The sequence below is a fragment of the Caballeronia humi genome (genome assembly GCF_001544475.1).
GTDB lineage: Bacteria > Pseudomonadota > Gammaproteobacteria > Burkholderiales > Burkholderiaceae > Caballeronia > Caballeronia humi.
This window is the reverse complement of sequence record NZ_FCNW02000002.1, coordinates 12,332-38,700: the sequence shown is the minus strand read 5'-3', so window position 1 is coordinate 38,700 and position 26,369 is coordinate 12,332. Positions and strand designations below refer to the sequence as shown.

Below are 26,369 nucleotides of genomic sequence, written 5' to 3'. Positions count from 1 at the left end.
GAGCATGACCGACTTATCGCAACCGCTGGCCGAAGCGAAGCCTGCTGCCATCGCGCCGCCGTTGTGGCTGCTCGCGGAACTGACGTACCGCTGTCCGCTGCACTGCGTGTTCTGCTACAACCCGGTGAATTACACCGATCACAAGAGCGAATTGAGCACCGCGCAATGGGTGGATGTGCTGCGCCAGGCGCGTGCGCTCGGTGCCGCGCAACTCGGCTTCTCGGGCGGAGAGCCGCTATTACGCGATGATCTGGAAGAACTCGTCGGCGAGGCGCGCAAGCTCGGGTTCTATACGAACCTCATCACGTCGGGCATCGGCCTGACCGACAAGCGGCTCGATGCGCTCAAAGATGCGGGCCTCGATCACATTCAGCTATCGTTTCAGGACTCGACGCAGGAACTCAACGATTTTCTGAGCAGCACGCGCACGTTCGAACTGAAGAACCGCGTCGCGCAGGCGATCAAGGCGCACGGTTTTCCGATGGTGCTCAACTGCGTGCTGCATCGCTACAACCTGCCGCACGTGGACAGGATCATCGACATGGCGCTCGCGATGGGGGCCGAATATCTCGAACTCGCGAACACGCAGTACTACGGCTGGGCGCATGCGAATCGCGCGCAACTGATGCCGACCGCCGAGCAACTGAAAGAAGCGGAAGCGGTGGTCGAGCGCTATCGGCGCGAGATCGGCGACAAGTGCAAGATCTTCTTCGTCGTGCCCGATTATTTCGAACGGCGTCCGAAGCGCTGCATGAACGGCTGGGGCTCGGTGTTCCTCGGTATCGCGCCCGATGGTGCCGCGCTGCCATGCCACACGGCACGCTCGCTGCCGGGCCTCACGTTTCCGAACGTCACCGATACACCGATCAAGGACATCTGGTACGAGAGCGATGCGTTCAACCGCTTTCGCGGCTTCGACTGGATGAAGGAGCCGTGCCGCAGTTGCGACGAGAAGACGATCGACCTCGGCGGCTGCCGCTGCCAGGCGTATCTGCTCACGCAAGACCCCGCGAACGCCGATCCGGTTTGCGACAAGTCACCGCATCACGAGAGTGTGATCAAGGTCGTGCACGCAGCGGCCGCGCGCGCACCCGACGAGCACCCCGTCCTCTTTCGCAACGATGCCAATTCGCGCCGCCTCGCGACATCGGGCGACGACGATCCTCCCACGCAAGGAGCCCCGACATGACGACCGCCGATATCTCCGTCCTGCTGGTCGACGATCACGCCGTCGTGCGCGAGGGCTATCGGCGGCTGCTCGAATTGAGCCCCGATGTGCGCGTCGCCGGTGAAGCCGCGAACGCGGGCGAGGCGTATCAGCGCTTCTGCGCGCTGCAGCCCGACGTCGTCGTGATGGATCTCGCGTTGCCGGGCGCGAGCGGCATCGAAGCGATGCGGCGCATGCTCGCGCGCGAGCCCGATGCGCACGTGCTGATCTTCAGCGTCCATGAGGAAGCGATCTTCGTGCGACGCGCGCTCGATGCCGGCGCGCGCGGCTATGTGACCAAGGCGAGCGCGCCCGATGTGCTGGTCGAAGCAGTGCGCTCCGTGGCGCGGCGCGTGTGTTATCTCAGTGCCGATATCTCACAAGCGCTCGCGTTGCGTGCGACATTCCAGGAAGGCCCGCCCGGACGACAACTCTCCGCGCGTGAGTTCGAAGTGCTGCGTCTGCTCGTGCAGGGCTACACGCTGCCGAGCATCGCGGAGAGGCTAGGCTTGAGCCAGAAGACGGTGGCGAATCATCAATCGGTAATCCGGCAAAAATTTGGAGCCGACAACGGCGTGCAACTCGCGCAGATGGCGACCCGCCTCGGCCTTCAGTTCTCCGACTTCGCCGGCTCGCTCGGCTCGGGATCGCCGGCCTGAGAGGACACGCGCGCGCAAAAGAGAAAGCCATCGCCCGGCGTGCTCGAGATGTGAAACTCGCCGCCGAGCGCCTCGACGCGTTCGCGCATGCCGATCAAACCCAGGCCCCGGCGCGGCTTCGCGAGGTCCATGCCGGGACCATCGTCGGCCATCGTCACGACGATTTCGCCTGCCCTGCCTTTATCGCCCGGCGCGCGTACCAAGTAGATCTCCACGCGTGACCCGCGCGCGAACTTCGATACGTTCGTCAGCCCCTCTTGCACCAGCCGATAGAGTGTGATGTTCAGCGCATCGGTCAGTTCCGAGAAATCGCCGTCGACGGTCAGCGTGAAGCTCGCCTGAGGCAAGCGCTCGCGCCAGCTTTCGACGCAATGTTCGAGCGCGGTCGGCAAGCCGAACTCGTCGAGCCCGATTGGCCGCAGCCGCCGGATCATCCCTCCGATCTCGCGATACACATGATTCGCGCTTTGCATCAGCGCGAGCGCGAGGCGATGCACCTCGGGCTCGCGTTGCGCGGAGAGATCGCGGATACGCCCCGCATCGAGCGAGATCGCGTTCAGGTACTGGCCGAGTTCATCGTGCAACTCGCGCGCAAGGTGGCGGCGCTCTGCCTCCTGCGCGTCGAGGGCCTGCATCGAAAGACGGCGGTTGTCGGCAAGCAACCGCTCGGCTTCCTCTTCCAGCGTGCGCCGCCGCGCGAGTTCCTGCTGCGACTCGCGATAACGCCGCCACGCGAACCACGCGAAACCGGTCGCGAGCACGAAGAGCGTGCCGGGCAGTTCGTCGAGCTGAAAGCGCTCGGCGCTGCGCGTCCAGTGATACGCGAATTCGCTGAAGTCGAAGCGCGCGAAAAGCACGCCCGCAAGCGCGGTGACCGCGAGAACGCACAGCAGATCGCGCCGAATGGTGGCGTGCCGCGTCGGGTGCTTCGCGCGCAATGGGAGGGAGTCGGGTGGCATCACGGAATACATTTTACGCAGGTGCCTCGGGTGCATTGGGCTCATCGAACCGCATTTGGGAAGGCTTCCCCGCGCGATCGGGAGAACTTCCCGGGGCGCGGCGCGCTTGCTTGTGCGACGCTTACAGCAAAGGCCCAAGGCCGTAAAAAAAAGACATTGGAGACGACGATGAAGAGCATGACGCGCAAAGCGCCACCCGCGCATCCGTTCAAACCCCGATCCGCGCTGCGGCTTTGCTTCGGCAGCGCGCTCGCGGGTCTGACGGCGAGCGCGTGGGCGCAGGCGGAGCCCGCATCCGAAGCGGTGGTGACGAAGGAGTTGCCGTCGATCATCGTCGTCGGCACGACGCCGCTGCTGGGCGTCGGCACGCCGCTCGAAAAAGTGCCCGCGAACGTGCAGACGATCCGCGGACGCGACATTGAGCAGCAGCATTCACCGACGATCACCGACTTCATGTCGAACAACACGGTCAGCATCACGACCAACGACGCGCAGGGCAATTCCTCGCAGACCGACATCAACTATCGCGGCTTCACGGCGTCGCCGTTGCTCGGTACGCCGCAGGGGCTGTCGGTGTTTCTCGATGGCGTGCGCGTGAACGAGCCATTCGGCGACGTCGTGAACTGGGACCTGATTCCACAGGCCGCGATCAACACGATCCAGCTGATCCCCGGCTCGAATCCGACGTTCGGCCTCAATACGCTCGGCGGCGCGGTCGTCGTATCGACGAAGAACGGCCGCAGCAATCCGGGCGGCAATGCCGAAGTGAGCTTCGGTTCGTTCGGGCGCAAGACGGCGCAGATCGAACAGGGCGGCGTGATCGGCAGCAATCTCGATTACTACTTCACCGCCAACGTCTCGAACGACAACGGCTGGGCCGACCACAACGCGAGCAAGCTGCGCCAGGCGTTCGGCAAGCTGCGCTACACCGACGCCGACACCACGATTTCCCTTTCGATGGGCGCCGCCGACAACACGCTCGACGGCTCGCAGACGATCCCGCGATCGTTCCTCGACAATCGCCATCAGGCGTACACGTTCCCCGATACGAACGAGAACCAGGTCGGCTATCTGACGCTTTCCGGCGACCACTACTTCTCGCCGAACGTGCAACTGAGCGGCAACCTGTACTACCGCCACTATCGCAACAAGAACACGAGCAGCAACGTCAACGACAATTTCGGCGAAGTCGGGGACGATGGCGTCATTGACGACATCCAGGCGTTCAACGACCAGTCGGTGATCGTGACCGACAGCTACGGCGGCAGCCTGCAACTCACGCTGCTCAACAAGCTCCTCGGGCACGACAACCAGCTCGTGATCGGCGCGGCCGGCGACTTCGCGAACTCGCACTTCACGCAGGCCGCGCAGCAGGCGTTCTTTACCGATACGCGCGCGACGGTCGGCATCGGAGGATTCGAGCCACAGACCGACGCGAAGACGCGCAACGAAAACTGGGGCATCTACTTCGAGAACACGTTCTCGTTCAACGAGCAATGGTCGATGACGCTCGCGGGGCGCTACAACTGGTCGAAGGCCGTGATCGGCGACGAGAGCGGCGTGCAACCGCTGCTCGACGGCAACCATACGTTCTCGCGCTTCAACCCGGCGATCGGCTTCAACTGGAATCCGACGCCCGCCTTCACCGCCTACGCAACTTATAACGAAGGGATGCGCTCACCGACGGCGATCGAACTCGCGTGCGCCGATCCTGCCGCGCCGTGCTCGCTGCCGAACGATTTCATCGCGGACCCGGATCTCCAGCCGGTAATCTCGAAGACATTCGAAGTGGGTGCGCGCGGACGGATCGGCAACGCGACGACGTGGAGCGCGGCGGTCTACAGCACGAATCTCAGCAACGACATTCAGTTCGTCAGCAGTCAGGGCGCGGCCAGCACGCTGGGGTATTTTCAGAACGTAGGGAAGACGCGACGGCAGGGGCTGGAACTCGCAGGGCGCACGCAGTATGGGCCGCTGGGGATTGCGGCGAGCTATAGCTACGTGAACGCAACGTATCGATCGACGTGGACGGAAAGCAGCGCGAGCAATTCGAGCGCCGATGCGGACGGCAATATCACCGTGCATTCGGGCGATCGAATTCCTGGCATTCCGTCCAACACGATCAAATTGCGGCTGGATTATGCGGCTACGCCCAAGTGGAATGTCGGCACGAACCTGACCTATCGGAACAGTATTTTTGCTCGCGGCGATGAGGACAATCAGGATTCGAACGGCAAGATCGCTGGGTACTTCTTGATCGACCTCGATACGACCTACAACGTGACCAAGCAGTTGCAAGTGTTCGGGACGGTGAAGAATCTGCTCAACAAGAAGTATTCGACGTTCGGCATTCTTGGGGAGAATTTCTTCAACGGGCCGAATCACACGTTCGATAGCGGGGCGACGACCAATGAGCAGTTTTTGGGTCTCGGGGCGCCAAGAGGGGTTTGGGTGGGGATGCGGTATTCCTGGCTGTGAATTCAATGCGCCAGGGCTTCAGGTCTCATCGAAGCCCTGGCGCCACCCGTCACTTACTCCCAATCGACCCCGCACTAGCCGGATAAGTGACAATCCCCCAGGCCAGCGGCAAATCCCCGATCTGCTTGATCGTTTGATAGTTCGCGGCATCGAGCACATAGACGGCATTCGACCGACCGCAGGCGAGCAGCAACTTCGACCCATCGGGCGTAAAGCTGAAGTGCCAGCACCGCTGCCCGACGGGCACGTCGCTCACATGCTCATACGTCTTGGCATCGAACACCTGCAGCGTCTTGTCGCGTGACGCCGCAACCAGAAGCTGCTTCCCTTGCGGATCGAACGCGACGCCATACGGCCCCGTCTTCGTATCTACTGTCTTGACGGTCTTCAAATCGCGCCCGTTCAACACGACGAACTTGTTCGCGTTCTCGAGCGTCACCACATACTGCTTGCCATCAGGCGAAACCTTGATCCCGCGCGGCCGTGATCCTTTCAGAAGCTTCACCGTGCGCAACGGCTTGCCGGTCCCGACGCGATACACCGACACCGTATCGTCGCCTTCATTGGTCACGAGCAGTTCCTTGCCGTCCGGAGAAAATTCGACGCCCTCGGTTTCATGCCCGCTCTTCACCGAATGCACGACCTTCAGGCTCTTCAAATCGACGATAGCGATCTCCGCCGGCGGCGAATTCTCGTCCTCGTGCTCCTCCTTCGGCGGCTCGCCCGGCGCGCCCGGAGGGCCGCCGCTCTCACCCGGCTCGTACGTCACATAGGCGTAGCCCTTGAACACACGCACGAACTCGGGGTTCTGGCCGATCTTCGCGCGCCGCACGATCTTCCCCGTGGACGTATCGATTTCCGAGAGGTCGCCCGTCGCCTTGTTCGCCACATAGAGCTTCGTGCCGTCCGCGTTCAGGCTTAGCCCGCGCGGGCCGTCCTTGCCGAGCGAAATGGTCTGCTTGAGCGTCATCTGGTCGAGGTCGATTACGCCCACGCCCGCCGTTTCGCTCGTTACGTAAGCCGTCGGCGTCGCCGCCTGCGCGACGCTCGCAATGACCGTCATCGAAGCGATGCAGGCCGCCTTGTGTCTGAAACGCATGTTCGTCTCCCGCGTATTGTTTTTGCCGTTTTTCTGGCGACGCTCGCGCCGTGTCCCGCGATGCGCGCCCCGACAGCCAAGTTAGCCCATCAGGCGTTCGCTTGACAATGGCGCACGGCGGGAGAATCTCCCGAATTCGGTCTGATCAACGCGTGGCGTCGGCATCGGCGGCGAGCAGATCGACGAGCGACTTCACGCCGCGCTGCCACGAAAGATCCGTGTTGCCGCGAATATCGACGGAGCGCTGGAACACGGCCTTTCCGGTCGCGACATCCTCGACGCGCAAGTTGATGTTGAGAATCAGGTTGCTGATCTTCTGCACCCAGCACACGGCAATTCGCTCGACGTTGAGCTTGCGTCCCACCTGAAGCTCGCAGCCGTTGCACGTATTGAAGTCCTGCGACGCCTGCAGCCCCGCGATCAGGTCGCTGGCGGGCGCATTGTCGGCAACGCGAAAGAGGTCGCGCGCGCTCAACTGGTCACGCAGTTCGTCGCTGATCATGCCAAGACGCGCGTTCTGGATGCGCGTGACATCGGCGTCGTTGTAAGCGGCGTTATCGTCGATCAGCGCGCAGTTGACGACCGCGATCGATTTCTGCGCCGCCTGTACCTGCGATGCAGCCAGACAAGCACAAACAGCTATCGCGTAAAACACGTTCTGCCGATTCATGGATTGCTCCTCGTTAGCGACCGAAGTTAGACCAACGCTGCGCGGAACACAACGCTATTGCGTCGTCCCGGGGCCAACTCAATCGCGCGGCGTGTTCGATCGAATCCAACACTAAAACGAGGCCACGTCCGAGCGCGTGAGCCCGAGCCTTGTCGCACGGACCTCTGGCGCAACCGCACGATTGGCACAGGGCTTGCAAAAACCTTGATGAGCACACGTGGTGCTCGCAACCGATCTCAGGAGAATCGTCATGGAACGCGCCCTCACCATCAAGGACCTCCCCGTCACCGCCGAAGAAGCCACGCTCGCGCCCGAGAAAATGAAACTGCTGCGAGGCGGCCGCGCTGTGCAGGTGACGGTCGACGGACAGCGCCCCGGCACCGTCGACGACTGGCAGATGAACATCGCCATTTTCGAAGGCCGGATCAACGGGCCGTATATCGTTTGACGCTTCACTCAACGTCGAGCCCTTCGGCCGAGCACCCGAAGGGCCGCGATCACCGCTTCTCCAGCAAATCCCCCGTGGTAAACCCTCCGCGACGATTTCCTTAAGCCGCACGTCGAATCTGGAAATTTTCCGATCCTGCGAACTTCTACCATTTGCTCCATCGAATCCGCCAATCGACAGGAGCAAATGAAATGAGCCGTATCAAATCGCATTAGATCCCGACCCGCAGGGCACCCAGCCAGGCCGACGAAGTGGCCCAAGAGCCGCCGCCGAATCTGTAGCAATCGCACGATTCATGTTTGGAGAGCACGAATGAGTTCAACGAAAGCGGTTTCCGGCCACGCCTCGGGCGCTGGCATTCAGGCGGGCGGCATCGCGCCGCCGCATCACGCAGCCCAGTCCGCCACCGACCCGCGCATCTTGAAGCGTGCCGCGATGGCGAGTTTCATCGGCAACTTCGTCGAGTGGTTCGACTATGCGTCGTACGGCTATCTCGCGACGATCATCGCCGTCGTCTTCTTTCCTCAATCCGATGCCGCCACCGGCCTCCTCGCCGCTTACGCCGTGTTCGCGATCTCGTTCATCGTGCGGCCGCTCGGCGGGATCGTGTGGGGACATTTCGGCGACAAGATCGGACGACGCACCGCGCTCTCGCTGTCGATTTTGATCATGTCGTGCTCGACGTTCCTCATCGCGTTCCTGCCGACCTACGCGCAAGTCGGCATCGTCGCGCCGATCCTGCTGCTGGTCGTGCGGCTCGTGCAGGGCTTCTCGGCCTCGGGAGAATATGCGGGCGCGTCGGCCTTTCTCGCGGAGTACGCGCCGGAAGGCAAGCGCGGCATCTATACGAGCATCGTGCCGGCGAGCACGGCAGCGGGTCTGCTGTTTGGCTCGATCTTCGTCGCCGTGATGCATGCGGTGCTCACGTCCGACCAGCTCCACTCGTTCGGCTGGCGCCTGCCCTTTCTGCTTGCCGCGCCGTTCGGTTTGATCGGCCGCTATATCCGTGTGCGTCTCGAAGAGTCGCCGACCTTCAAGGCGCTCGAATCGTCGCATCAGGTGGCACGCGCACCGGTCCGTGAACTGCTCTCGATGCATCGCGGCAAGATGCTGATCGCGTTCGGCGTCACGTGCCTCAACGCGGTCGCGTTCTATCTCGTCCTGAGCTACATGCCGACGTATCTGTCGACCGAAATGGGCGTGAGCGAAACGATGTCGTTCATCGCGGCGACTATCTCGCTCACCGCGTACATCGGCTTCGTGTTCATCATGGGCGCGCTGTCGGACCGCGTCGGGCGCAAGACGATGCTGATCGGCGCATCGATCCTCTTTGCCGCGCTGACCGTGCCGCTCTTCAAGGGACTGGTGGGCGCGAGCTTCATGACGATCGTGCTGATCCAGATCGCGTTCGGCGCGCTCCTCACGATGAACGACGGCACGCTGCCGTGCTTCCTCTCGGAAATATTTCCGACGCGCGTTCGCTATAGCGGCTTCGCGTTCTGCTTCAACGCGGCGAACGCGATCTTCGGCGGCACGGCGCCGTTCATCGCGACGTGGCTGATCGGGGCGACCGGAAACAAGCTGGCGCCGGCGTGGTATCTCGTTGGAGCATCGGCGGTTGCGCTGGTGGCGATGCTCGCTAGTAGGGAGACGGCGCGCAAGCCGCTCGACAATAGTTAAACCTGACGAAGCCGGTCTCGCGACCGGCTTCTTTTTTTACTCAGCAGCGATCACAGTTGTTGCAGACTGCGCAACCGCGCCATGCCGGCTCAAAGCGCCCAAAGCGAACGCAGCGACCAACGCGGGTACGGCGAGAAACGTGAACACCGCGCCGAACTGCAAGCCCATGCTCATCATCAAGCCGCCCGTCATCGCACCGGCCACCGCGCCCATCCGTCCGATTCCGAGCATCCACGCGACGCCGGTCGCACGGCTGCGCGTCGGATAGAACGCGGCGGCGAGCGCGGACATCGAGGTAACGGCGCTCGTGACCGCCGTCCCGGTGAGGAAGATCAGCACGCTCAACCACACCTGATCGCCGATACCGCGTCCGATGGTCAGCACGAGCGCCGCTGCGAGCACGTAAGCGCACGCATTGACGCGCCGCGCGTTGAAGCGGTCCATGATCCAGCCGAGACACAGGTTGCCGAGGATGCCGCCGAGCGGAAAGAGCGACGTCGTGAGCGCCGCGCGTTCGGCGCTGAAGCCGGCGTCCTTGAAGAGCGTCGGCAGCCAATTTGTGAGCAGGTAGAAGATCATCAGGCCCATGAAATACGCGAGCCACAGCATCGCCGTGCCGAACCGGTAGGGCCGCGACACGACCAGCGACAGCGCGGATTTATCGGCTACGCTGTCGCGCGGATCGGCGGCGGTGAATGCGCAGTTCGCAAGGCGCGGATCAGCGGCGATACGGCGCAGAACCCGCGCAATGCGATCCCCGGCGCGCCTTCGCACCACCATGAATTGCGCCGACTCCGGCAGCAGCAAGACGAGCAGCACGCTCAAAACGAGCGGCCCGACGCCGCCTGCAACCAGCACGCTCGGCCAGCCAAAGTGCGGGATCATCCACGCCGCGCACAATCCGCCGATCGAGAGGCCGACCGAGAACCCGCAGAACATCGTGTTCACCACGACCGAGCGGATGCGCGACGGGGCATATTCCGACATCAGCGTGACGGCGTTGGGCATCGCGGCGCCGAGACCGAGTCCAGTGAGAAAGCGCAGCGCGGTCAGCGATTCGATCGATCCCGCATACGCCGACGCGAGGCTCCACGCGCCGAAAAAAAACACCGACAGCACGAGCACCGTCTTGCGACCGAGCCGGTCCGCGACAGGCCCCGCCGCAAGCGCGCCGATGCCGAGCCCGACGAGCGCGGCGCTCATCACAGGACCGAGCGCCGCGCGGCTCACGCCCCAGTCGCCAATCAGCGATGGCGCGATGAAACCGACGGCGGCGGTATCGAAGCCATCGGCCGCGACGACCAGAAAGCACAGCACCAAAATCGTCCATTGATACGGCGAGAAGCGCTGTTCGTCGATGAAAGTCTGCACGTCGAGCGTGCGGGCAAGCGGGTTCATGTCGGTTGTCTCCGTGTGTTTGAGGTGTGCTGGCAATAGCTTCTGCGTCTATCGCACGGCAGCCGAAAGGCTCTTGAACGTCACGCGCCTGATGATCCGGCTCTCCTGCGCTGTGATCAGATGCGCCGATGCCTGCAAATACGCGGGCCATTCGGGATCGGCATCGCGGGCGGTGCGGCGTTCGTCGTAATCGGCGATGCTCTCGTAGCCCCACAAATGCACCACCTGATTGAGCGCGCCGATATCACTCATGTAGAAGCCGACCGGCGCGCCGAGATACTTGAGCTGGATCGGCATCGCGAGGCGATCGAACACGTCGATGAACTCGGCCATGCCGCGCGGACGGATCGTGTAGATGCGGTGATCGACGAAGGGTTTCGTGCTCATGCTGCGCTCCTCAATTCGACATGCGTTTGCTTCTGTGCCTTCCCGGCGATATGCAGCGCGGTGAGATAGCCGAAGGTCATGATCGGCCCGAGCGTGATGCCCGCGCCCGGATAGTTGCCGCCCATGATGCTGGCGCGGTCGTTGCCGACGGCGTAGAGGCCGGGCACCGGATCGTCGCCCTTGAGCACTTGACCGGCGGTGTTGGTCGCGATGCCGTCGAACGTGCCGAGATCGCCCATCACCACTTTCAGCGCGTAGTACGGGCCATTGCCGATCGGCGCGACGCACGGATTCGGTTTGTGCGATGCATCGCCGAGATAGCGGTTGAATGAGGTCGTGCCGCGTCCGAACTGGGCGTCTTCGTTGCGTTGCGCGCCTGCGTTGTACTCGCGCACGGTGGCTTCGAGCGCGGCCGCATCGATTCCTGCGTGGCGCGCAAGTTCCGCGAGCGTGCGGCCCTTCACGAGATACCCGCTGCGCAGATGAGCGCCGAGCGGCAACGGTGCGGGCTTCGCGAAGCCGAGGCCGTACTTGCGGATCGTCGCGTGATCGCAGACTAGCCACATCGCCGTTTCGCGTTCGTGCTTGCACGCTTCGATCATCGCCGCGCCCACGTCGTGATACGAGTTCGCTTCGTTGGTGAAGCGGCGGCCGTTGCGCGTCACGCCGATGATCCCCGGCTTGTAGCGGTCGAGCAGATGCGGGAACACGCCGAACCTGCCGTCCTTGAATGGCACGCGCGAGACCGGCATCCACGCGGCAGGCTGCGGATAGCGGATCGACACACGGCCGCCGACGCGCTCGGCCATCTTCGCGCCGTCGCCCGTGTTGCCGGGAGGCACCGGCGAAGCGTGCTCGCCGCCGCGTTGCAGATGCGGATACGCCGCCGTGATGCGCGCGACATCGTGCGAGAAGCCGCCGCATGCGAGCACCACCGCACGGCGCGCCGTGATGCGCATCTCGCCTTGCGCGCCGCTTACGATGGCGCCGCACACGCGCCCTTTCTCGACGATCAGTTCCTTCGCGCCGAAATTCGTGTGAATCGGGATGCCGAGATCGAGCGCGGATTTCGCGAGGCGCGCGGCGAGTGCGTTGCCGCTCGTCACCTGCACGCCGCGACGATAAAGCGCGAGTTCCCTGAGATGACTCGCGAGGCGCTTCGCGACGTACCACGCGGAAGCGACCGACTTCGTCGCGTTGAAGAAGTGCTTGAGATCCGCGCTCGACGAGTTGAACATCATGCCGATGAACGTGATCGTCTTGAGCGGCGGGCGAAGTCGCGCGAGATCGGCGCCGAGCGCGGTCGCATCGAACGGCGCGGCGACGATCGACCGGCCTACATCGACGCCGCCCGGCGCGTCCGGGTGATAGTCGGGATAGAGCGTAGGCAGGAATTTGACGTCGGTCTCGCGCTCGAAGAAATCGACCATCCGCGGGCCGGCATCGAGGAACGCATCGACGGCAGCCGCATCGTATTGCGCGCCGGTTTCGTGGAGCAGGTAGGTGCGCGCGGCTTCGTGGTCATCGGCGATGCCCGCGTCCTTCGCATGCCGGTTGCCCGGAATCCACAGCACGCCGCCCGAGAACGCGGTCGTGCCGCCAAAAAACGCTTCCTTCTCGACGACGATCACGTCGAGCCCCTGTTTCTTCGCTGTGACGGCAGTCGATAAACCGCCTGCTCCCGAACCGATCACGAGCAGATCGCAAGCGACATCGGACGACCGCGTTACGGTAGTCATGGTGAAACTCCTTTGAGCTTTTGAAAGGCTTGAAAAAGCCTCAGGCGGCCTTGGCGGGCGCTCCGAAACCGGGGCGCGGGACAAGGTCCATCAGCATGCTTTCGAGCCCGCCGTCGACCACGATTTCCGCGCCGTTCACGTACGCGGCGCGCTCGCTCGCGAGGAACGCTGCGACGTTGGCGATATCGTCCGGGCGACCGATGCGGCGGCTCGCCGTCATCGCGCTGCGGCGTGCTTCGACATCGCCTTGCGCGTAGAACGCCTGCGAGAGCGGCGTGCGGATCATGCCGGGGCACACCGTGTTGCTGCGCACGCCGCGCGGGCCCCATTCGGCGGCGATCTGGCGCGAGAGCATCGCGATGGCGGCCTTGCTCGGGCTGTAGGCGCCGCTGTAGGTTTGCGGATGGTGCGCCGCCACCGATGCCACGTGCACGATGCTGCCCGAGCCGCGCGCGAGCATGCCGCGCGCGAACGCCTGCGAGCAGAGCATGTAACCGGTGAGATTGACGGCGAGCATCGCATTCCAGGCATCGAGTCCGATGTCTTCGATGCCGCCCGCGCGCAGGAGGCCCGCGTTGTTGACGAGCACGTCGGCGGGGCCGAGCTTGCGCTCCACTTGCGCGACCGCTTGGTTCACGCTCAGCGGATCGCTGATGTCGCAAACGATGGCGATCGCTTCAATGCCGCGTGCGCGCAGCGCTTGAGCGGCGTCGTGGCAGCCCGCTTCATCGCGATCGAGCAGCGCGAGCCGCGCACCGGCTGCCGCGAACGTCTCGCCGATCGCCCGTCCGATGCCGCCCGCCGCGCCCGTCACGACGCAAACGCGCGATTCGAGGTTGAGCCAGTGAGTGTTTTCTTGAGTCATGTGTCGTCTCCTGATGTAAAGCCAGTCTATCGACGGAGCCACACGAAAAATTGGACAAAGACCGCAGACGACAGGACAATTTGTACGCGAGGAGGCGCGACGACATGAGGAAAATCCCTAACTACAGCCTGTATGGCGAGTCGGCGCGGCCGCCCTGGTACGACGCGTTCAACTTCGAATGGATTCCCGAGCGCAGCCGTCCGAACGACTGGCACATCGACGCGCACCGCCACGACGCCCTGCTTCAGTTTTTATATATTCGCGGCGGCAGCGGACAGGTGGTGATCGAGAACGCGAAGGTCGCGATCGAGCCGCCCTGTATCGTGCTTTTGCCCGCGCAGACGGTGCATGGCTTCGTGTTTTCGCCAGACGTCGACGGCCTTGTGATCACGGCGGCGCAGCGTTCGCTCGAATCGATATCGAGCGTCGTTTCGCCCGGCCTGATTCCTGTCTTGCAGCGCGCGGCGGTCATTCCTCTTACCGCGCAAGCCGTCGACGAGAGCGCGCTCATGTCGCTTTTCGGCTTGCTGGAACGCGAATTCCGCACAAGCGATCGCGGTCACATCGCGGCGGGAATGTCGCTGCTGATTGCACTTTTCGTGCATGTCGCGCGCTTCAGCGAACGCGCGGACAGAACGCCCGCCGTCGCCACGACCGAGCGGCGCGGCGCGCAGATCAAGCGCTTTCGCGAACTCGTGGCCGCGCATTTCCGCGAGCATCGACCGGTCGAGTTCTATGCGGAAAAGCTCGGGACGACGGCCGCGCAACTCGGGCGCATCTGTCGCGAGGAACTGGCGAGTTCGCCGCTTGCGATCATCAACGAGCATCTCGTGCGCGAGGCGCAGCGCGATCTCGTGTATTCAGGCATGTCGATCAAGCAGATTGCGCACGGGCTCGGCTTCTCCGACATCGCGTATTTCAGCCGCTATTTCCGCAAGCAGACTGGCGTCACGCCGACCGACTTCCAGACCGAGGCACACAAGACGCTTGCGCTCCAGTAGGCGTTTTGATGCGCCGCAGCGGCGCAGGACTCGTGCCCGAAGCGAATGGTTGCGCAGGGCATCGAGCTCGTGCGAAGCTTGCGCGCGATGCTGCACAGACCGCCCGATCGAGGCGTCGACGTGAGCGAGACCAGTCCGGTTCATCAACCCCTTTGCGAGGAAGAGGAGGAGACATGGTCGTGTCGACGAATCATCAAGTGAATCTGCGGGCCGTTGCCCGCGCGCTTGGCGCACTGCTGCTCATCGGCGCCGCCACGAGCGCCGCTTATGCCGACATCCAGGTCGGCCAGACGTTACCGCCGCCACCGAGCGTGCTCTACAAGGATCTCTTCGTCGCCGTGCAGACGGGGCAGATCTATCCCGACCAGAAGACCTTCGTCGATGCGACGCCCAACGCCGAGCCCGCCGCCATCCTCCAGCTATACGAGCAGCAGAAGAACAACCCGGGTTTCTCGCTCAAGAACTTCGTCGCGCGCTGGTTCACGCCACCGGTCGATCAGGTCATCACGCCGCCGCCGAACCAGTCGCTGCGCGAGCACATCGACTGGCTCTGGCCGAAACTCACGCGCATGAGCATGAGCGTGCCGCCCAACAGCTCGCTGATCCCGATGCCGAAGCCCTACGTCGTGCCGGGCGGACGTTTTCGCGAGGGTTACTACTGGGACACCTATTTCACGATGCTGGGTCTTCAGGAAGCGGGCCGCGAAGATCTCGTCGATAACATGCTCGACAACTTCGCCTATCTGATCGATACCATCGGCCACATTCCAAACGGCAACCGCACGTATTACGTGAGCCGTTCGCAGCCGCCGTTCTTTTCCTACATGGTCGAACTCGCGGCGCAAAAGGAAGGCGGACGTGTCTATCAGAAGTACCTGCCGCAAATGCGCCGCGAACACGCGTACTGGATGCAGGGCGCAGGAACGCTCAAGCCCGGCGACGCCGTTCGCAACTCAGTGATGCTGCCGGACCGCACGGTGCTCAACCGCTACTGGGACGCATCGGACACGCCGCGCGACGAGTCGTATCTGGAAGACGTCAACACGGCGAAGCTCGTGCCGAACCGTGCGCCGAACGAGGTCTATCGCGACCTGCGCGCGGCCGCGGAAAGCGGCTGGGACTTCAGTTCGCGCTGGTTCGGCGACAACCAGACGCTCGCGTCGATCCGCACGACGTCGATCATCCCCGTCGATCTGAACAGCCTCTTGTTCCACCTCGAAACGACGATCGCGCGCGGCTGCGGCGAGGCGCGCGACTTCGGCTGCGTCGCCGAGTACATCGGACGCGCGGCGAAGCGCGCCTATGGCATCAACAAGTATCTCTGGAACAAGAACGGCTACTACGGCGACTACGACTGGCAGCTTGGCAAGCCGCGCGACAACGTATCGGCGGCGGCGCTCTATCCGCTCTTCGCGAATGCGGCGTGGCCCGAGCGCGCGCATCGGACGGCGCGCACGATCGAGGCGCAACTGCTCAAGCCCGGCGGCCTCGCGACGACCACGTTCAACACGACGCAGCAGTGGGACGCGCCTAACGGCTGGGCGCCGCTGCACTGGATCGCGGTCGAGGGGCTCAAGCGCTATGGCCGCGCCGAACTCGCGCAGCCGATCGGCACGCGCTTCCTCGCCGATGTGAAGAACGTCTACGCGAAACAGCAGAAGCTCGTCGAGAAGTACATCGTGGAAGGCACGGGAACGGGCGGCGGAGGCGGCGGCGAATATCCGCTGCAGGACGGCTTCGGCTGGACCAACGGCGTGACGCTCAAATTCCTCGACCTGTACGGCGGCGGCGAGTGAGCAGCGACGATCGGCTCGACCGCGCATCGAGGCGCGCCGTGCGGCGCCTCGCGTGGCACTTCGCGCAGCGTCACTGGGGGCTGCATTTGCCGGCTGTCGTGTGGATCGTGCTCGTGTTCGTCCATACGCGCTATGGCGTGCTGCCCGACCGCCGCGAATATCTCGCCGCCACGGTCTTGCTGTTCGTGATCGCGGTCGTCACTATCCGGCTGCATATCCGGCGACAGTTGCCCGCGGCACGCGCTGTGTTCGATCGGCTCGGTATCGACGGCGTGCGACGCATGACCGGCCGCTAGGGCTGTCGCGGAACTGCATTTTTCGCGTGTTACGATGACCCGCGATGTCAACATGGGTCCGACGCAACGATGGCAACGCTATACGAAACGCTGGGCGTGCACGAGCACGCCACCGACGAAGAAATCAAACGCGCCTACCGCAAAGCTGCGATGCGGTCTCATCCTGACCGCAACGTCGGCCGCGAAGACAGCGCGCGCGCCGCGTTCCTGGAGATCAAGGAGGCGTACGCGATCCTTTCCGACCCGGAGCAGCGCCACGTCTACGATTCGATCTTCGCTGAAGAGATGCGTCGCTTCGAAGAGCGCAGGCAGCAGGAAGCTGCCAAGGAAGCGGAGCGCGAAGCTGCGGCTCGCGCGGCGGCAGAGGCTGAATATGCGCAACGTGTCGCGCTCGCGATGCGTTTTGCGACGCAAGGCTACAACCGCGATGTAGTTTTCGGGGTGCTGCTTGGACAGCAATGCGATGCGCTGACCGCCGGTCAGATCGCCGACAGCGCGATCGCGCTGCACACGTCACGGCAAGCGGAACTCGCGAGGGATGCGGAAGTGGAGGAAGAGAAGGAGGAGCCTCTTGCGTCGAAAGAAGCGGGTGAGACTTCCGCTTCTCCGCATGGGCATCATCTGGGCGCGTTGTGGTTTCAGTTTCTCAACGGCCTGAAGTTTTAAATCAGGCGGCCAACCTTTCGACGCGTATCTTCGCGCGGTCGGTCGCAGGCGGGAACACACACCAGTAACCGTCGTCGTGACGGAAGAAGAAAAGCGCTCGACGACCATCCGGTTGCGACGTCTCGACGCGCACATAACGCCTGTGCCCCGAGCGCGTACGGCTGAATTCGGTGACGTGAACCCGTGCGGCCGATCCAGGTGACAGCCATTTCTCGACCTGGTATCGAAGGGACCGCTCGCTCGTGCTTTTCATTTCAACTCTCCATCTCGCCGGTTCTGCGGTATGGCGGAGAACAGCGCTCCGCCGATCGGAACCGCCTACCGCGACGCATCACACTCTTCAGAAAGCACTTTAACTCTACGCCCTGATCGAACCCGCTGTGTGCGCTTTGGCGAAATAGCAACAGTTGGTTCAGGCGTGCTTCAAGAATGGACGCGGTCGCGTTTCGGGTCTGTGCGGCATCGGTCATATGAATCGCGATCGATGCCTTGCACTACCCGTACAGGAGACTCAAGCGAAACTCGTGCCGGCGTTATGCGTCGTCAGAAATTGGATGCGCGAAGCTGAGTTCGTGTCCGTCGGGGTCGGTGACGTGGAAATAGCGCTCGTGCCAGGGTGCGTCGCGCGGGGCGAATTCGGGCGTGATGCCGGCCGCCAGCATGTTGCGATACAGCGCGTCCACGTCTGACACGTAGATGATCACGCGCCCCCACCACTCGATAGGACCGCGCGTCTCCGCGATGATGTTGAGGAACGACCCGCCCACCGCGAACGACGTGAACGCCTCGTGCGCACCGCCGTGCAGCAGCCTGAAGCCGAGCGTCTGATAGAAACGCACTGCGCGCTGCATGTCGTGGGTGGCAAGCGTGATCGCGCTCAGGCTTTCGAAGCTCGGTTCGGTCAGCGGGTTCATCGCTTGGGTGTCAGCCGTGGTGGTGATGAGCCGACACGAGCGGCAGCACCGAAAGATCCGGATGCGTTCCGTCGATGATGCTTCGTCCGACGTGCCGAGCGTCGTCGACGGCATCGGCGGCGGTTTTGAACTCGTCGTCGCCGTCGGCGTGAAAATGGACCGCTTCGCCGGGGGCGCGGGCGTTCGCGCCGTGCCGGCAGACGTGTCCGATATACACGAAGCGCTCGCTCGTGCGCGGCGGGGCATGCTCGGGCGCCGTCTTGATCTGCGGCAGCACGTGGATTTCGAAGCCTTCGTATTCAAACACGTGCCATTGAGACTCTGCGGGTTCGCCGGGCATGGCCGCCTCCTTTTTCGTGATGTGAGGATCGAACGCGTGTGAGTCAACGTTACTCCACTTGCTGCCGCGAAGCCAACTACCGCTGCTCGATCGAAACGAGCCGCGCGTTCAGGCGACGCGCGAGCGCGAGGCCGCCTTCGTGCATGATCGCGTCGTGATTCCAGCGAAAGAGCGGACGCGCGAGCGGCGCAAGGAGGTTCATCCACCAGCGTCGCGTGCGAACGTGCCAGTCGTAGCGGACCTGCGTGCCGCTTTCGAGCGGCGTGAAGTGCCACCGGCCGATGCCTTCGACCATGCCGCTCGCCTCGCCTTCGAGCGTGGTCATCGGCTCGACGCGCGTGACGCGCATGTCGAGCACGACGCGATACGGCAGCACGCCCTTCCACACGTAGCGATGCACGGCGCCGATGCCATCGCGATCGCCTTTGCTCAGTTCGACGGTGCGCTCGACGTTCTTCCACCATTCGGGCCACGTTCTTGCATCGTGGATGGCGTTCCAGACGCGGTCTATCGGCGCGTCGATGCACCAGATGGTGGAGAAGCGGTATTCGGTCATTGCAGGCACGATTCGCTCCCTGGGTTCGCGAGTGCATCGTGCGCGCAAATCACGATGCGCCCCGCCACTGCGCTTCCTATACTTTAAGTCGCCATGTCGTCGACGGCGCCCGGTTGGCGTCTCATCGCGTAGGCCGAGTTTCATTCGTACGACGCAAGCCAGGACTTGCGCGAGCGCGTCGACGTGGCGAACGCAATGCAGTGCGGCCCGTGCATCACGCGATGTTGCACGGATCAAGCTTGTCAGGAGGAGGGCAGCATGGCTACGTATATCGAGCTGGTGAACTGGACCGATCAAGGTGCGCGCACGGCGAAGGACACGATCAAGCGCGCGAAGGCGTTCGCGGAAACCGCGCAGTCGATGGGTATTACCGTTTCGAGCTTGAAGTGGACGCTCGGTGCGTATGACCTCGTGATCACCGTCGATGCACCTGATGATGAGACCGTCACGCGTATGGGGCTGATGCTCGCGCAGCAGGGCAATGTGCGCACGGTGACGATGCGGGCGTTCGGAGAGGAGGAGATGGCGCGGATTTTGGGGGGATTGGGGTGAGGGTGCGGGGAGCGCAAGAAAGGGCTCCTCGTTCGATCGTGGCTCATGGCGAGGGGCGCATGCTGATGGTGAATTTAGGCGGCGCCTTCCCGTCAATATCGAGCGGCATGGGGCTGGACCGTTGCACCGCCCGCAGGGCAGCCGCATCCCAGTCCGCATTGCCACTGCTGCGCACGATGCTCGTAGAAAGCACCGTGCCATTCGGAGCGCAGCTTACCGCGATAGATGTCTCACGGCCCGCCGACGGGCCCGACCACACGATATTCGGCCGCACGCGCCTTTGAACCTTGGTGGCGTAGCCCTCCCACGCGGCAGTCGTCATCGCCGATGGCGGCAGGCCCTGCGCCTTGCGCGTTTCAGCGACTAATGACCAGTCGCGAAACGGCTGCGGTGTTTCGAGCAGCGCGCGAGCATGGACGCCGACGTTTTTGCACTGCGCTTCAGCCGAACCCTTCACGGCATCGGCCCATGACGCCGAAATGCTTTCCTTCTTCGTCCGTGCTCGCAGCGTTTGCGCGACGGCTTCGTCCGCACGAGCGCGCTGCTCGACCGTGACGGTCGCAGGTCCCGTGCGTAACGCTGCTTGCTTCAGGATATCGAACGTGATGTCGAGATAGCTGGCGAAATCGGCGTCGGACATCTTGGCTAGCGGCAGGTTGCCCGCCATCACGAGCGGTGCAGTCTTCGTTCGGCCGCAATCGGGCGGAGTCGTGTCGCGCATCCTCAATGTCAGCGCCAGAAGCATGCTGCGCCCTTCCGGCGAAATACTCAGCACGCCTCCCGCAAAGAATGTCGCACGCTGTGAGGCATCGAGCATGATGGCGCCGGCACGATCCGGGCCATCGCCGAGCAGCGTGCCGATATCGGGGTCGGTGTCCGCGCGTTGCGTCCAGCGCGCGAACGTGGCCGCCTTCGCGGACCCCGGTTCAATGCCGGCATTCTGCATCGCCGCCGCATCGATCTTGTTTTTCATCGATGACGCGGAAAGTGCCGGCGAGAGTGGAGGTCCCGAGTCGTTCGGCTGGAACACGAACGGCACCTGCGTCGTTATTCGCTTCACGACACCGTCTTCGATATAGGGGCGGCATTCGCTTTTTGCGACCGCGTCTCGAGCTGCCTCGTCGAGTGCGAAACTGTCGCTGCTCTTGGCGATCGTGATGGAATCGGGCCGGCCCGACGTATCAATGACGAACTTCACGACCACCGTCCCGCCGATGCCGCGTTTGCGCTCTGTTACGGGATACATAGGCGGCTCGATACGGCATCCCATGTGCGAGACATCGCCGGGCGCGTGGGCTTGTCCCCGCATGCTGTTGGGCTTTAGAGTATCCGCCTCAGCCGCAGCGCATGATGCGCGCACGACGAACCAAACAGCGGGGACAACCAGAGTACTTGCTTTCGACGTGGACGAGGCTTTCATTCTTTTTCTTTTGATCGCGATTCTTGCGCATTGCCGGAATGCTTCATTGATGCGCCCACGCAATGTCTCTCGTGGCTGACTTTGGAATGCCCGAGAGACTATTGACTTGACCTGCCGTGTTGTACTGGAAAACTCCTAATTCGTTGGGAGGAATTGATTACCTTCCCCTCACCGCCCGGCCAACCCTTTCTGCACCCCCGCCAGCGCCGCCCCCACCGCGAGCAATATCGACGAATACAGAAGCCCGCGCGCGAGCCCTGCGCCATCGGAGATATACCCGATGACCATCGGCCCGACGATCTGCCCGAACGCGAACACGATCGTAAAAGCGCTGATCCCTTGAGCCCACCGCGCGGGCGGAAAGTTGTGCCGCACAAATGCTGTGGTCGATGCCACCGCAGACAAAAACGTCGCCCCGAAAAGTGCTCCGGAAAGAAACGCAACCATCGTCGACGCGAACACCACCGGCATTACCGTCGCGAACGCGAGCAGTCCGTTGAGCACGGCCAGCGCCTGTCCGCCGCGCATGCGGTTTAGCAGCCCAGACCAGAGCCGCGCCGAGACCACCGTTGCGAGTCCGAGCAGCACATAGAACGCCGTCACGACCGAAGCGCTCATCCCGCCGTTGCGCAAGAGCGCGATGATGAACGTCATGTAGCCGATATAGCCGACGCCAAAGAAGAAGTACCCGCCGAGCGCAAAGGCGAAACGCGGCCACGTCGGAGCGTCCACCGCACCGCCTCGCGCGGGTTCTGCACTCGCCTGCATCTGCGCGCCACCACGTTCGATCCGCCGCGCAGCGACAATCGCCACGACCGAAAGCACCGCACACGCCGCAGCCAGCGCAAACCACGCCCACTGCCACCCGTGCACGCCGCCACCAATGCTGAAAGGCACGAGCAACGCCGACACCACGATGCCCCACCCCGCGCCGCCGTAGTACAAGCCGAGCACGAGCCCGGCATCGCGCGGATGCGAGGAGGCCAGCCGCGCCGCCAGTACACCTCCGCCGATGAAGATGAACGCGCTGCTGACCCCGGTCGCGACGCGCTGTGCAAGCAACGCACTCGTATCGGAGATCACGCCGCTCACCGCCATCACGAGCGCAGTCACCACGCATCCCGCGACGAAGCACGTTCCCGCCGGCCAGCGTCGCGCGCACAGCGGAAACACGAGCGCGCCGAGCAGATACCCGAGCGCGTTCGCTGTATTCATCGCGCCCGCCTGGGCGAAGGTCCAGCCGAGATCGGCCTTCATCGAGGGAAGGAGCAACGCGTACGCGAAGCGCGTCAGGCCCAGCGCGATCGCGCTGCCTAAGGATAGACTTGCCGCGAGCGTGAGCGTCTGCGCGCGGGTAAGCGATGGTGTCCCCGTTCCTGTGTCGTCCGTCATCGTTTTATTGAGCGGCGGTGGCGCTCCGCCGCATCGTGCAGCGGAGCATCGGCGTATGGTATCGCGAGCCTTCGCCGCCGGTAAGTCTTAAACCCCCGCGTACACCGGATACCGCGCGCACAGCCTCGACACCTCCTCCCGCACGCGCGCCTGCACATGCTCATTGCCGATATCGTCGAGCACGTCGCAGATGAGCCTTGCCGTAAGCGATGCATCGGCCTCTGTGAAGCCGCGCGTCGTAATCGCCGGCGTGCCGATGCGGATGCCGCTCGTCACGAACGGCGACTGCGGATCGTTCGGCACCGTGTTCTTGTTGACCGTGATGTGCGAACGGCCGAGCGCGGCATCCGCATCCTTGCCCGTGATGCCGCGCGCGACCAGGCTCACGAGGAACAGGTGATCGTCCGTGCCGCCCGATACGACGTCGTATCCGTGCTCGATGAACACCTTCACCATCGCGCGCGCGTTCGCGAGCGTCGCCTTCTGGTAATCGACGAACTCCGCGCCGAGCGCTTCCTTGAACGCGACAGCCTTCGCCGCGATCACGTGCATCAACGGTCCGCCTTGGGTGCCGGGGAAGACCATCGCATTCAGTTTCTTCTCGATCTCCTCGTTCGACCGCGCGAGGATCAACCCGCCGCGCGGACCGCGCAAGGTCTTGTGCGTTGTCGTCGTGACGACGTCGGCGAACGGCACCGGGTTCGGATACAGCCCTGCCGCGACGAGCCCCGCGACGTGCGCCATATCGACGAACAAATACGCGCCGACGCTATCCGCAATCGCCCGAAAGCGCGCGAAGTCGAGCACGCGTGAATACGCCGAGAAGCCCGCGACGATCATCTTCGGCTTGTGTTCGTGCGCAAGCCGCTGGACTTCGTCGTAATCGATCAGCCCGCTCGCCGTATCGACGCCATACTGCACCGCGCGATACAGCTTGCCGGAAAACGATACCTTCGCACCGTGCGTCAAATGCCCGCCGTGCGCGAGGCTCATGCCGAGGATCGTGTCGCCCGGTGCGAGCAGCGCCATGTAGACCGCCGCGTTCGCCTGCGATCCGCTGTGCGGCTGGACGTTGGCGTAATCGGCGGCGAAGAGGCGCTTCGCACGCGCGATCGCGAGCGATTCGACCACGTCCACATGCTCGCAGCCGCCGTAGTAGCGCTTGCCCGGATAGCCTTCCGCGTACTTGTTGGTCAGCACCGAGCCCTGCGCTTCGAGCACGCGCGGACTCGCGTAGTTCTCGGACGCGATCAGCTCGATGTGCTCCTCCTGTCGATGCCGCTCCTGGCGCATCGCATCGGCGAGTTCGGGGTCGAAGCCCGCGATGGTTTGTGCCGCTGAAAACATGGATTCTCCTGCGTGTGTTTCGTCTTGCGACCTACGCGGCCGCAAGACTGGTTCGTTCGAGAAGCGTCAGGCCGCAATGATGTTTTTCTCAGGACCGTATGGAAAGCCCGTGATGTTGGTCGCGTCCTTCTTGCCGATCACGAGGATGTCGTGTTCGCGATAGCCGCCCGCACCGGGCAGGCCTTGGGGCAGCATGATCATCGGTTCCATCGAAACGACCATGTTCTCTTCCAGCACCGTATCGATATCCTCGCGCAGTTCGAGCCCCGCCTCGCGGCCGTAGTAATGCGAGAGCACGCCGAACGAATGGCCGTAGCCGAACGTGCGGTATTTCAGCAGGCCGTACTCGGCGTAGATCTTGTTCAGCTCGTGCGCGATGTCGCTGCAACGCGCGCCCGGCTTGATCAGCTTGAGCCCCGCCTCGTGCACTTCCACGTTGATCTTCCACAGGCGCAGATGCTCATCGGAACAATGATCGAAGAACATCGTGCGTTCGAGCGCCGTGTAGTAGCCCGCGATCATCGAGAAGCAGTTGAGGCTCAGGATGTCGCCCTTTTGCACCTTGCGCGTCGTGACGGGGTTGTGCGCGCCGTCGGTGTTGATGCCGGACTGGAACCACGTCCACGTGTCCATCAGTTCCGAATGCGGATAGCGGCGAGCGATCTCGCGCACCATCGCCTGCGTGGAGGCCAGCGCGACCTCGTGCTCCGGCACGCCTTCGTGCACCGCAGCCGCAAGCGCTGCGCCGCCCACATCGCACACAGCCGCGCCGTTTTTGATGACCTCGATCTCTTCCGCCGACTTGATCATGCGCATGCGCATCGTCTCTCCGCTGATATCGACGAACTCTGCGTCGGGCAGCGCTGCCTTCAGCTTGGCGAGCACGTCGACCGGCATCTGGTCGAACTCGACACCCACGCGCCCTTTGTTCTCGATCTCGCCCTGCACAGCGCGAAAGAAATTGTCGCGCTGCCAGTCGGTGTAGACGACGTTGTAGTCACCGACCGTGCGCCGCCACGGCTGCCCGCCATCGATATTCGCGCTGATCGACACCACCTTCTTCTGCGTCACGACGACCCCGTACTTGCGCCCGAACGAGCAGTACAGGAAGTCCGCGTAGTAGTTGATGTTGTGATACGACGTGAACAGCACAGCGTCGATGTTCTCGCGCGCCATCAAATCGCGCAGCTTCGCCTGACGATTCGCGTATTCGGCATCCGAGAACGTGTGCTGCACTTTTTCGCCGTTCTCGATGCGGATCAGGTTTTCCAGTTTCATTCGCTCGCTCCTTGTTGGAAAGTGATTTCACTGGAGCCCATGGTAGGAGTTCGGCGAATCCGAACATTTCCGGATTCGACGCCGTCCTTTGCGAATTCGTCGGCGAGGGTTTTTACCGAGGAGCGTCTAAAGCGCGTTTTGATAGCGCCGGCGATCGGCGCTGGGGGAGATCTGGAACTGCGCTTTATAGCGCGTGGCGAAATGCGTCGTCGATGCGAAGCCGGTGCGCGCGCACACCTCTTCGAGCGGCTTCGACGTGCGATACAGCAACTGTCGCGCGCGCAGCAACCGGATTTCGATGTACGCCTGCGCGGGCGTCTTGCCGAGCCGCTCCTGGAACCAGCGTTCGAGCTGCCGCTGCGATACCTCCAGATACGCGGCGATCTCGGCCACGGACAATGCCTCTTCGACGTTGCTCTCCATGTACTGCAGCGCTTCTTCGAGCTTCGCGTGCTCGGCGCCCATGTACTGGCGCAGCGACGTGCGCTGGCGCTGCTCGTGACTGCGCCGTTCGGCGACGAGCAGTTCGAGCACGCGCGCCGCGAGCGACCGGCTGCCGGGCGCGGCGCCGAGCAGATGCACCATCAGATCAAGCGGCGCTATGCCGCCGCTGCACGTATAGCGGTCGCGATCGGCTTCGTATAAACGGTTCGATACCGTCAGGCGCGGAAACTGCTCGACGAGGGCGTCCTGATCTTCCCAGTGAATCGTGCATCGATAGCCGTTCAGGAGCCCCGCGCGCGCGAGAAAGTAACTGCCCGTATCCAGTCCGCCGAGCGCCACGCCGTGTCGCGCCTGCAAGCGCAGCCAGTCGAGCAACGCGCCGATGCCCTTCTTCGGAATCGGATTCGGACCGACGACGAAGACCGCATCGTACGCGCCGCCATCGGCCATCGCGGTATCGGGAACGACGCGGATGCCGTCGCTCGACCGCGTGACTTCATGATCGACGCCGATCAGCTCGTACTCGTACACCTTGCGTCCGATGATCATGTTCGCGATGCGCAACGGATCGACGGCGGCTGCGAGCGCGATCAGCGAGAAGTCGTTGAGCAACAGAAAGCCGTAGCGCGTCACACGCAGGTCGTGCATGCCATCGGCGGTCGGCGGGGTGTCGGGCGCTCGCGGCACGGCGGGACGTGTCATGTCGTGTCGTTCAGGCAAAAAGGTTCAGGCATTCTAGTACGGCTCGCTTTAGACTGGCCGTCTTCCCGCAAAGACC

General features: G+C 63.3%; 26 protein-coding genes. 10 read left to right on the top strand and 16 right to left on the bottom strand.

Going from position 1 to position 26,369, the window contains the following annotated elements; all coding sequences use genetic code 11:
• Nucleotides 1-4: 4 nt before the first annotated feature.
• Both pqqE and AWB65_RS03025 read left to right on the top strand, forming a co-directional pair.
• Nucleotides 5-1,189 (top strand): pyrroloquinoline quinone biosynthesis protein PqqE, encoded by a 1,185-nt coding sequence (gene pqqE / locus AWB65_RS03030; RefSeq protein WP_087665738.1) that lies wholly within the window; start codon nt 5-7, stop codon nt 1,187-1,189.
• Nucleotides 1,186-1,866, top strand: coding sequence for a response regulator (locus tag AWB65_RS03025; protein WP_087665737.1), 681 nt, complete (start codon nt 1,186-1,188; stop codon nt 1,864-1,866). Before pqqE ends, AWB65_RS03025 begins: the two co-directional genes overlap by 4 nt.
• Here AWB65_RS03025 and AWB65_RS03020 read toward each other — a convergent pair.
• Nucleotides 1,818-2,825: a histidine kinase gene (locus AWB65_RS03020; RefSeq protein WP_087666020.1), complete on the bottom strand. Its 1,008-nt coding sequence runs from the start codon at nt 2,823-2,825 to the stop codon at nt 1,818-1,820. The two genes, AWB65_RS03025 and AWB65_RS03020, sit on opposite strands and share 49 nt — an antisense overlap.
• A gap of 168 nt (nt 2,826-2,993) precedes the next feature.
• On the opposite strand from AWB65_RS03020, the gene AWB65_RS03015 reads away from it, so the two are divergent.
• Nucleotides 2,994-5,303, top strand: a complete 2,310-nt coding sequence (locus AWB65_RS03015; RefSeq protein ID WP_087665736.1) for a TonB-dependent receptor — start codon at nt 2,994-2,996, stop codon at nt 5,301-5,303.
• 49 nt (nt 5,304-5,352) lie between these two features.
• On the opposite strand, the gene AWB65_RS03010 is transcribed toward AWB65_RS03015, so the two are convergent.
• Together AWB65_RS03010 and AWB65_RS03005 are read right to left on the bottom strand one after the other, a co-directional pair.
• Entirely contained in the window at nt 5,353-6,402 is a 1,050-nt protein-coding gene (locus AWB65_RS03010) for a beta-propeller fold lactonase family protein (RefSeq protein WP_087665735.1), read from the bottom strand.
• Nucleotides 6,403-6,547: 145 nt separating this feature from the next.
• Complete coding sequence (locus tag AWB65_RS03005) at nt 6,548-7,072, bottom strand: DUF3280 domain-containing protein (protein ID WP_087665734.1); 525 nt, start codon at nt 7,070-7,072, stop codon at nt 6,548-6,550.
• Between the two features lie 250 nt (nt 7,073-7,322).
• Here AWB65_RS03005 and AWB65_RS03000 point away from each other — a divergent pair, with 250 nt between their 5' ends.
• Nucleotides 7,323-7,520, top strand: a complete 198-nt coding sequence (locus AWB65_RS03000) for a hypothetical protein (protein WP_087665733.1) — start codon at nt 7,323-7,325, stop codon at nt 7,518-7,520.
• Between the two features lie 435 nt (nt 7,521-7,955).
• Nucleotides 7,956-9,200, top strand: coding sequence for an MFS transporter (locus AWB65_RS02995; RefSeq protein ID WP_235007502.1), 1,245 nt, complete (start codon nt 7,956-7,958; stop codon nt 9,198-9,200).
• Between the two features lie 36 nt (nt 9,201-9,236).
• On the opposite strand, the gene AWB65_RS02990 is transcribed toward AWB65_RS02995, so the two are convergent.
• The 4 genes from AWB65_RS02990 to AWB65_RS02975 are packed head-to-tail and all read right to left on the bottom strand — an operon-like array spanning nt 9,237 to nt 13,589.
• Nucleotides 9,237-10,598, bottom strand: coding sequence for an MFS transporter (locus AWB65_RS02990; protein ID WP_087665732.1), 1,362 nt, complete (start codon nt 10,596-10,598; stop codon nt 9,237-9,239).
• Nucleotides 10,599-10,646: 48 nt separating this feature from the next.
• Entirely contained in the window at nt 10,647-10,985 is a 339-nt protein-coding gene (locus AWB65_RS02985) for an NIPSNAP family protein (RefSeq protein ID WP_087654480.1), read from the bottom strand.
• The gene (locus tag AWB65_RS02980; RefSeq protein ID WP_087665731.1) at nt 10,982-12,724 is read right to left on the bottom strand and encodes an FAD-dependent oxidoreductase; all 1,743 of its coding nucleotides are present in this window, start codon (nt 12,722-12,724) and stop codon (nt 10,982-10,984) included. The genes AWB65_RS02985 and AWB65_RS02980 overlap by 4 nt, the downstream gene beginning before the upstream one ends.
• 40 nt (nt 12,725-12,764) lie before the next feature.
• A complete protein-coding gene (locus AWB65_RS02975; protein ID WP_087665730.1) occupies nt 12,765-13,589 on the bottom strand; it encodes an SDR family NAD(P)-dependent oxidoreductase in 825 nt (274 codons plus the stop codon).
• A gap of 104 nt (nt 13,590-13,693) precedes the next feature.
• On the opposite strand from AWB65_RS02975, the gene AWB65_RS02970 reads away from it, so the two are divergent.
• The 4 genes from AWB65_RS02970 (at nt 13,694) to AWB65_RS02955 (ending at nt 17,348) form a co-directional block, all read left to right on the top strand.
• Nucleotides 13,694-14,590: a helix-turn-helix domain-containing protein gene (locus AWB65_RS02970; RefSeq protein ID WP_087665729.1), complete on the top strand. Its 897-nt coding sequence runs from the start codon at nt 13,694-13,696 to the stop codon at nt 14,588-14,590.
• A 233-nt stretch (nt 14,591-14,823) separates the two neighbouring features.
• Nucleotides 14,824-16,386, top strand: coding sequence for an alpha,alpha-trehalase TreA (treA, locus tag AWB65_RS02965; protein ID WP_235007501.1), 1,563 nt, complete (start codon nt 14,824-14,826; stop codon nt 16,384-16,386).
• A complete protein-coding gene (locus tag AWB65_RS02960) occupies nt 16,383-16,682 on the top strand; it encodes a hypothetical protein (RefSeq protein ID WP_087665727.1) in 300 nt (99 codons plus the stop codon). Before treA ends, AWB65_RS02960 begins: the two co-directional genes overlap by 4 nt.
• Nucleotides 16,683-16,751: 69 nt before the next feature.
• A complete protein-coding gene (locus AWB65_RS02955; RefSeq protein ID WP_087665726.1) occupies nt 16,752-17,348 on the top strand; it encodes a J domain-containing protein in 597 nt (198 codons plus the stop codon).
• 1 nt (nt 17,349) lies between these two features.
• On the opposite strand, the gene AWB65_RS36815 is transcribed toward AWB65_RS02955, so the two are convergent.
• From AWB65_RS36815 to AWB65_RS02930, 4 genes are all read right to left on the bottom strand, one after another.
• Complete coding sequence (locus AWB65_RS36815) at nt 17,350-17,601, bottom strand: hypothetical protein (protein WP_087654486.1); 252 nt, start codon at nt 17,599-17,601, stop codon at nt 17,350-17,352.
• Between the two features lie 280 nt (nt 17,602-17,881).
• Entirely contained in the window at nt 17,882-18,262 is a 381-nt protein-coding gene (locus AWB65_RS02940; protein ID WP_087665724.1) for a VOC family protein, read from the bottom strand.
• 10 nt (nt 18,263-18,272) lie between these two features.
• Nucleotides 18,273-18,602 carry a hypothetical protein gene (locus AWB65_RS02935; RefSeq protein ID WP_087665723.1) on the bottom strand — a complete coding sequence of 110 codons (330 nt, stop codon included), beginning with the start codon at nt 18,600-18,602 and terminating at the stop codon, nt 18,273-18,275.
• Between the two features lie 76 nt (nt 18,603-18,678).
• Entirely contained in the window at nt 18,679-19,158 is a 480-nt protein-coding gene (locus AWB65_RS02930; protein WP_087665722.1) for an SRPBCC family protein, read from the bottom strand.
• 258 nt (nt 19,159-19,416) lie between these two features.
• Between AWB65_RS02930 and AWB65_RS02925 the strand changes: the two genes are divergently transcribed.
• Nucleotides 19,417-19,710, top strand: a complete 294-nt coding sequence (locus AWB65_RS02925; protein ID WP_087654490.1) for a GYD domain-containing protein — start codon at nt 19,417-19,419, stop codon at nt 19,708-19,710.
• A 43-nt stretch (nt 19,711-19,753) separates the two neighbouring features.
• Here AWB65_RS02925 and AWB65_RS02920 read toward each other — a convergent pair whose 3' ends face one another.
• The 5 genes from AWB65_RS02920 to AWB65_RS02900 form a co-directional block, all read right to left on the bottom strand.
• Nucleotides 19,754-20,956 carry a TonB family protein gene (locus AWB65_RS02920; protein WP_159907511.1) on the bottom strand — a complete coding sequence of 401 codons (1,203 nt, stop codon included), beginning with the start codon at nt 20,954-20,956 and terminating at the stop codon, nt 19,754-19,756.
• Nucleotides 20,957-21,298: 342 nt separating this feature from the next.
• Nucleotides 21,299-22,522 (bottom strand): YbfB/YjiJ family MFS transporter, encoded by a 1,224-nt coding sequence (locus AWB65_RS02915; protein WP_087665720.1) that lies wholly within the window; start codon nt 22,520-22,522, stop codon nt 21,299-21,301.
• Nucleotides 22,523-22,609: 87 nt separating this feature from the next.
• Nucleotides 22,610-23,869, bottom strand: a complete 1,260-nt coding sequence (gene glyA, locus AWB65_RS02910) for a serine hydroxymethyltransferase (protein WP_087665719.1) — start codon at nt 23,867-23,869, stop codon at nt 22,610-22,612.
• 66 nt (nt 23,870-23,935) lie between these two features.
• Nucleotides 23,936-25,147: a M24 family metallopeptidase gene (locus tag AWB65_RS02905; protein WP_087665718.1), complete on the bottom strand. Its 1,212-nt coding sequence runs from the start codon at nt 25,145-25,147 to the stop codon at nt 23,936-23,938.
• A gap of 126 nt (nt 25,148-25,273) precedes the next feature.
• Nucleotides 25,274-26,239 (bottom strand): GlxA family transcriptional regulator, encoded by a 966-nt coding sequence (locus AWB65_RS02900; RefSeq protein ID WP_087666019.1) that lies wholly within the window; start codon nt 26,237-26,239, stop codon nt 25,274-25,276.
• Nucleotides 26,240-26,369 lie beyond the last annotated feature (130 nt).

Excerpts from the sequence above, each read along its gene's own strand:
- pqqE (WP_087665738.1), top strand. The coding sequence starts at position 5 with ATGACCGACTTATCGCAACCGCTGGCCGAAGCGAAGCCTGCTGCCATC.
- AWB65_RS03025 (WP_087665737.1), top strand. The coding sequence starts at position 1,186 with ATGACGACCGCCGATATCTCCGTCCTGCTGGTCGACGATCACGCCGTC.
- AWB65_RS03020 (WP_087666020.1), bottom strand. The coding sequence starts at position 2,825 with ATGCCACCCGACTCCCTCCCATTGCGCGCGAAGCACCCGACGCGGCAC.
- AWB65_RS03015 (WP_087665736.1), top strand. The coding sequence starts at position 2,994 with ATGAAGAGCATGACGCGCAAAGCGCCACCCGCGCATCCGTTCAAACCC.
- AWB65_RS03010 (WP_087665735.1), bottom strand. The coding sequence starts at position 6,402 with ATGCGTTTCAGACACAAGGCGGCCTGCATCGCTTCGATGACGGTCATT.
- AWB65_RS03005 (WP_087665734.1), bottom strand. The coding sequence starts at position 7,072 with ATGAATCGGCAGAACGTGTTTTACGCGATAGCTGTTTGTGCTTGTCTG.
- AWB65_RS03000 (WP_087665733.1), top strand. The coding sequence starts at position 7,323 with ATGGAACGCGCCCTCACCATCAAGGACCTCCCCGTCACCGCCGAAGAA.
- AWB65_RS02995 (WP_235007502.1), top strand. The coding sequence starts at position 7,956 with ATGGCGAGTTTCATCGGCAACTTCGTCGAGTGGTTCGACTATGCGTCG.
- AWB65_RS02990 (WP_087665732.1), bottom strand. The coding sequence starts at position 10,598 with ATGAACCCGCTTGCCCGCACGCTCGACGTGCAGACTTTCATCGACGAA.
- AWB65_RS02985 (WP_087654480.1), bottom strand. The coding sequence starts at position 10,985 with ATGAGCACGAAACCCTTCGTCGATCACCGCATCTACACGATCCGTCCG.
- AWB65_RS02980 (WP_087665731.1), bottom strand. The coding sequence starts at position 12,724 with ATGACTACCGTAACGCGGTCGTCCGATGTCGCTTGCGATCTGCTCGTG.
- AWB65_RS02975 (WP_087665730.1), bottom strand. The coding sequence starts at position 13,589 with ATGACTCAAGAAAACACTCACTGGCTCAACCTCGAATCGCGCGTTTGC.
- AWB65_RS02970 (WP_087665729.1), top strand. The coding sequence starts at position 13,694 with ATGAGGAAAATCCCTAACTACAGCCTGTATGGCGAGTCGGCGCGGCCG.
- AWB65_RS02955 (WP_087665726.1), top strand. The coding sequence starts at position 16,752 with ATGGCAACGCTATACGAAACGCTGGGCGTGCACGAGCACGCCACCGAC.
- AWB65_RS36815 (WP_087654486.1), bottom strand. The coding sequence starts at position 17,601 with ATGAAAAGCACGAGCGAGCGGTCCCTTCGATACCAGGTCGAGAAATGG.
- AWB65_RS02940 (WP_087665724.1), bottom strand. The coding sequence starts at position 18,262 with ATGAACCCGCTGACCGAACCGAGCTTCGAAAGCCTGAGCGCGATCACG.
- AWB65_RS02935 (WP_087665723.1), bottom strand. The coding sequence starts at position 18,602 with ATGCCCGGCGAACCCGCAGAGTCTCAATGGCACGTGTTTGAATACGAA.
- AWB65_RS02930 (WP_087665722.1), bottom strand. The coding sequence starts at position 19,158 with ATGACCGAATACCGCTTCTCCACCATCTGGTGCATCGACGCGCCGATA.
- AWB65_RS02925 (WP_087654490.1), top strand. The coding sequence starts at position 19,417 with ATGGCTACGTATATCGAGCTGGTGAACTGGACCGATCAAGGTGCGCGC.
- AWB65_RS02920 (WP_159907511.1), bottom strand. The coding sequence starts at position 20,956 with ATGTATCCCGTAACAGAGCGCAAACGCGGCATCGGCGGGACGGTGGTC.
- AWB65_RS02915 (WP_087665720.1), bottom strand. The coding sequence starts at position 22,522 with ATGACGGACGACACAGGAACGGGGACACCATCGCTTACCCGCGCGCAG.
- glyA (WP_087665719.1), bottom strand. The coding sequence starts at position 23,869 with ATGTTTTCAGCGGCACAAACCATCGCGGGCTTCGACCCCGAACTCGCC.
- AWB65_RS02905 (WP_087665718.1), bottom strand. The coding sequence starts at position 25,147 with ATGAAACTGGAAAACCTGATCCGCATCGAGAACGGCGAAAAAGTGCAG.
- AWB65_RS02900 (WP_087666019.1), bottom strand. The coding sequence starts at position 26,239 with ATGCACGACCTGCGTGTGACGCGCTACGGCTTTCTGTTGCTCAACGAC.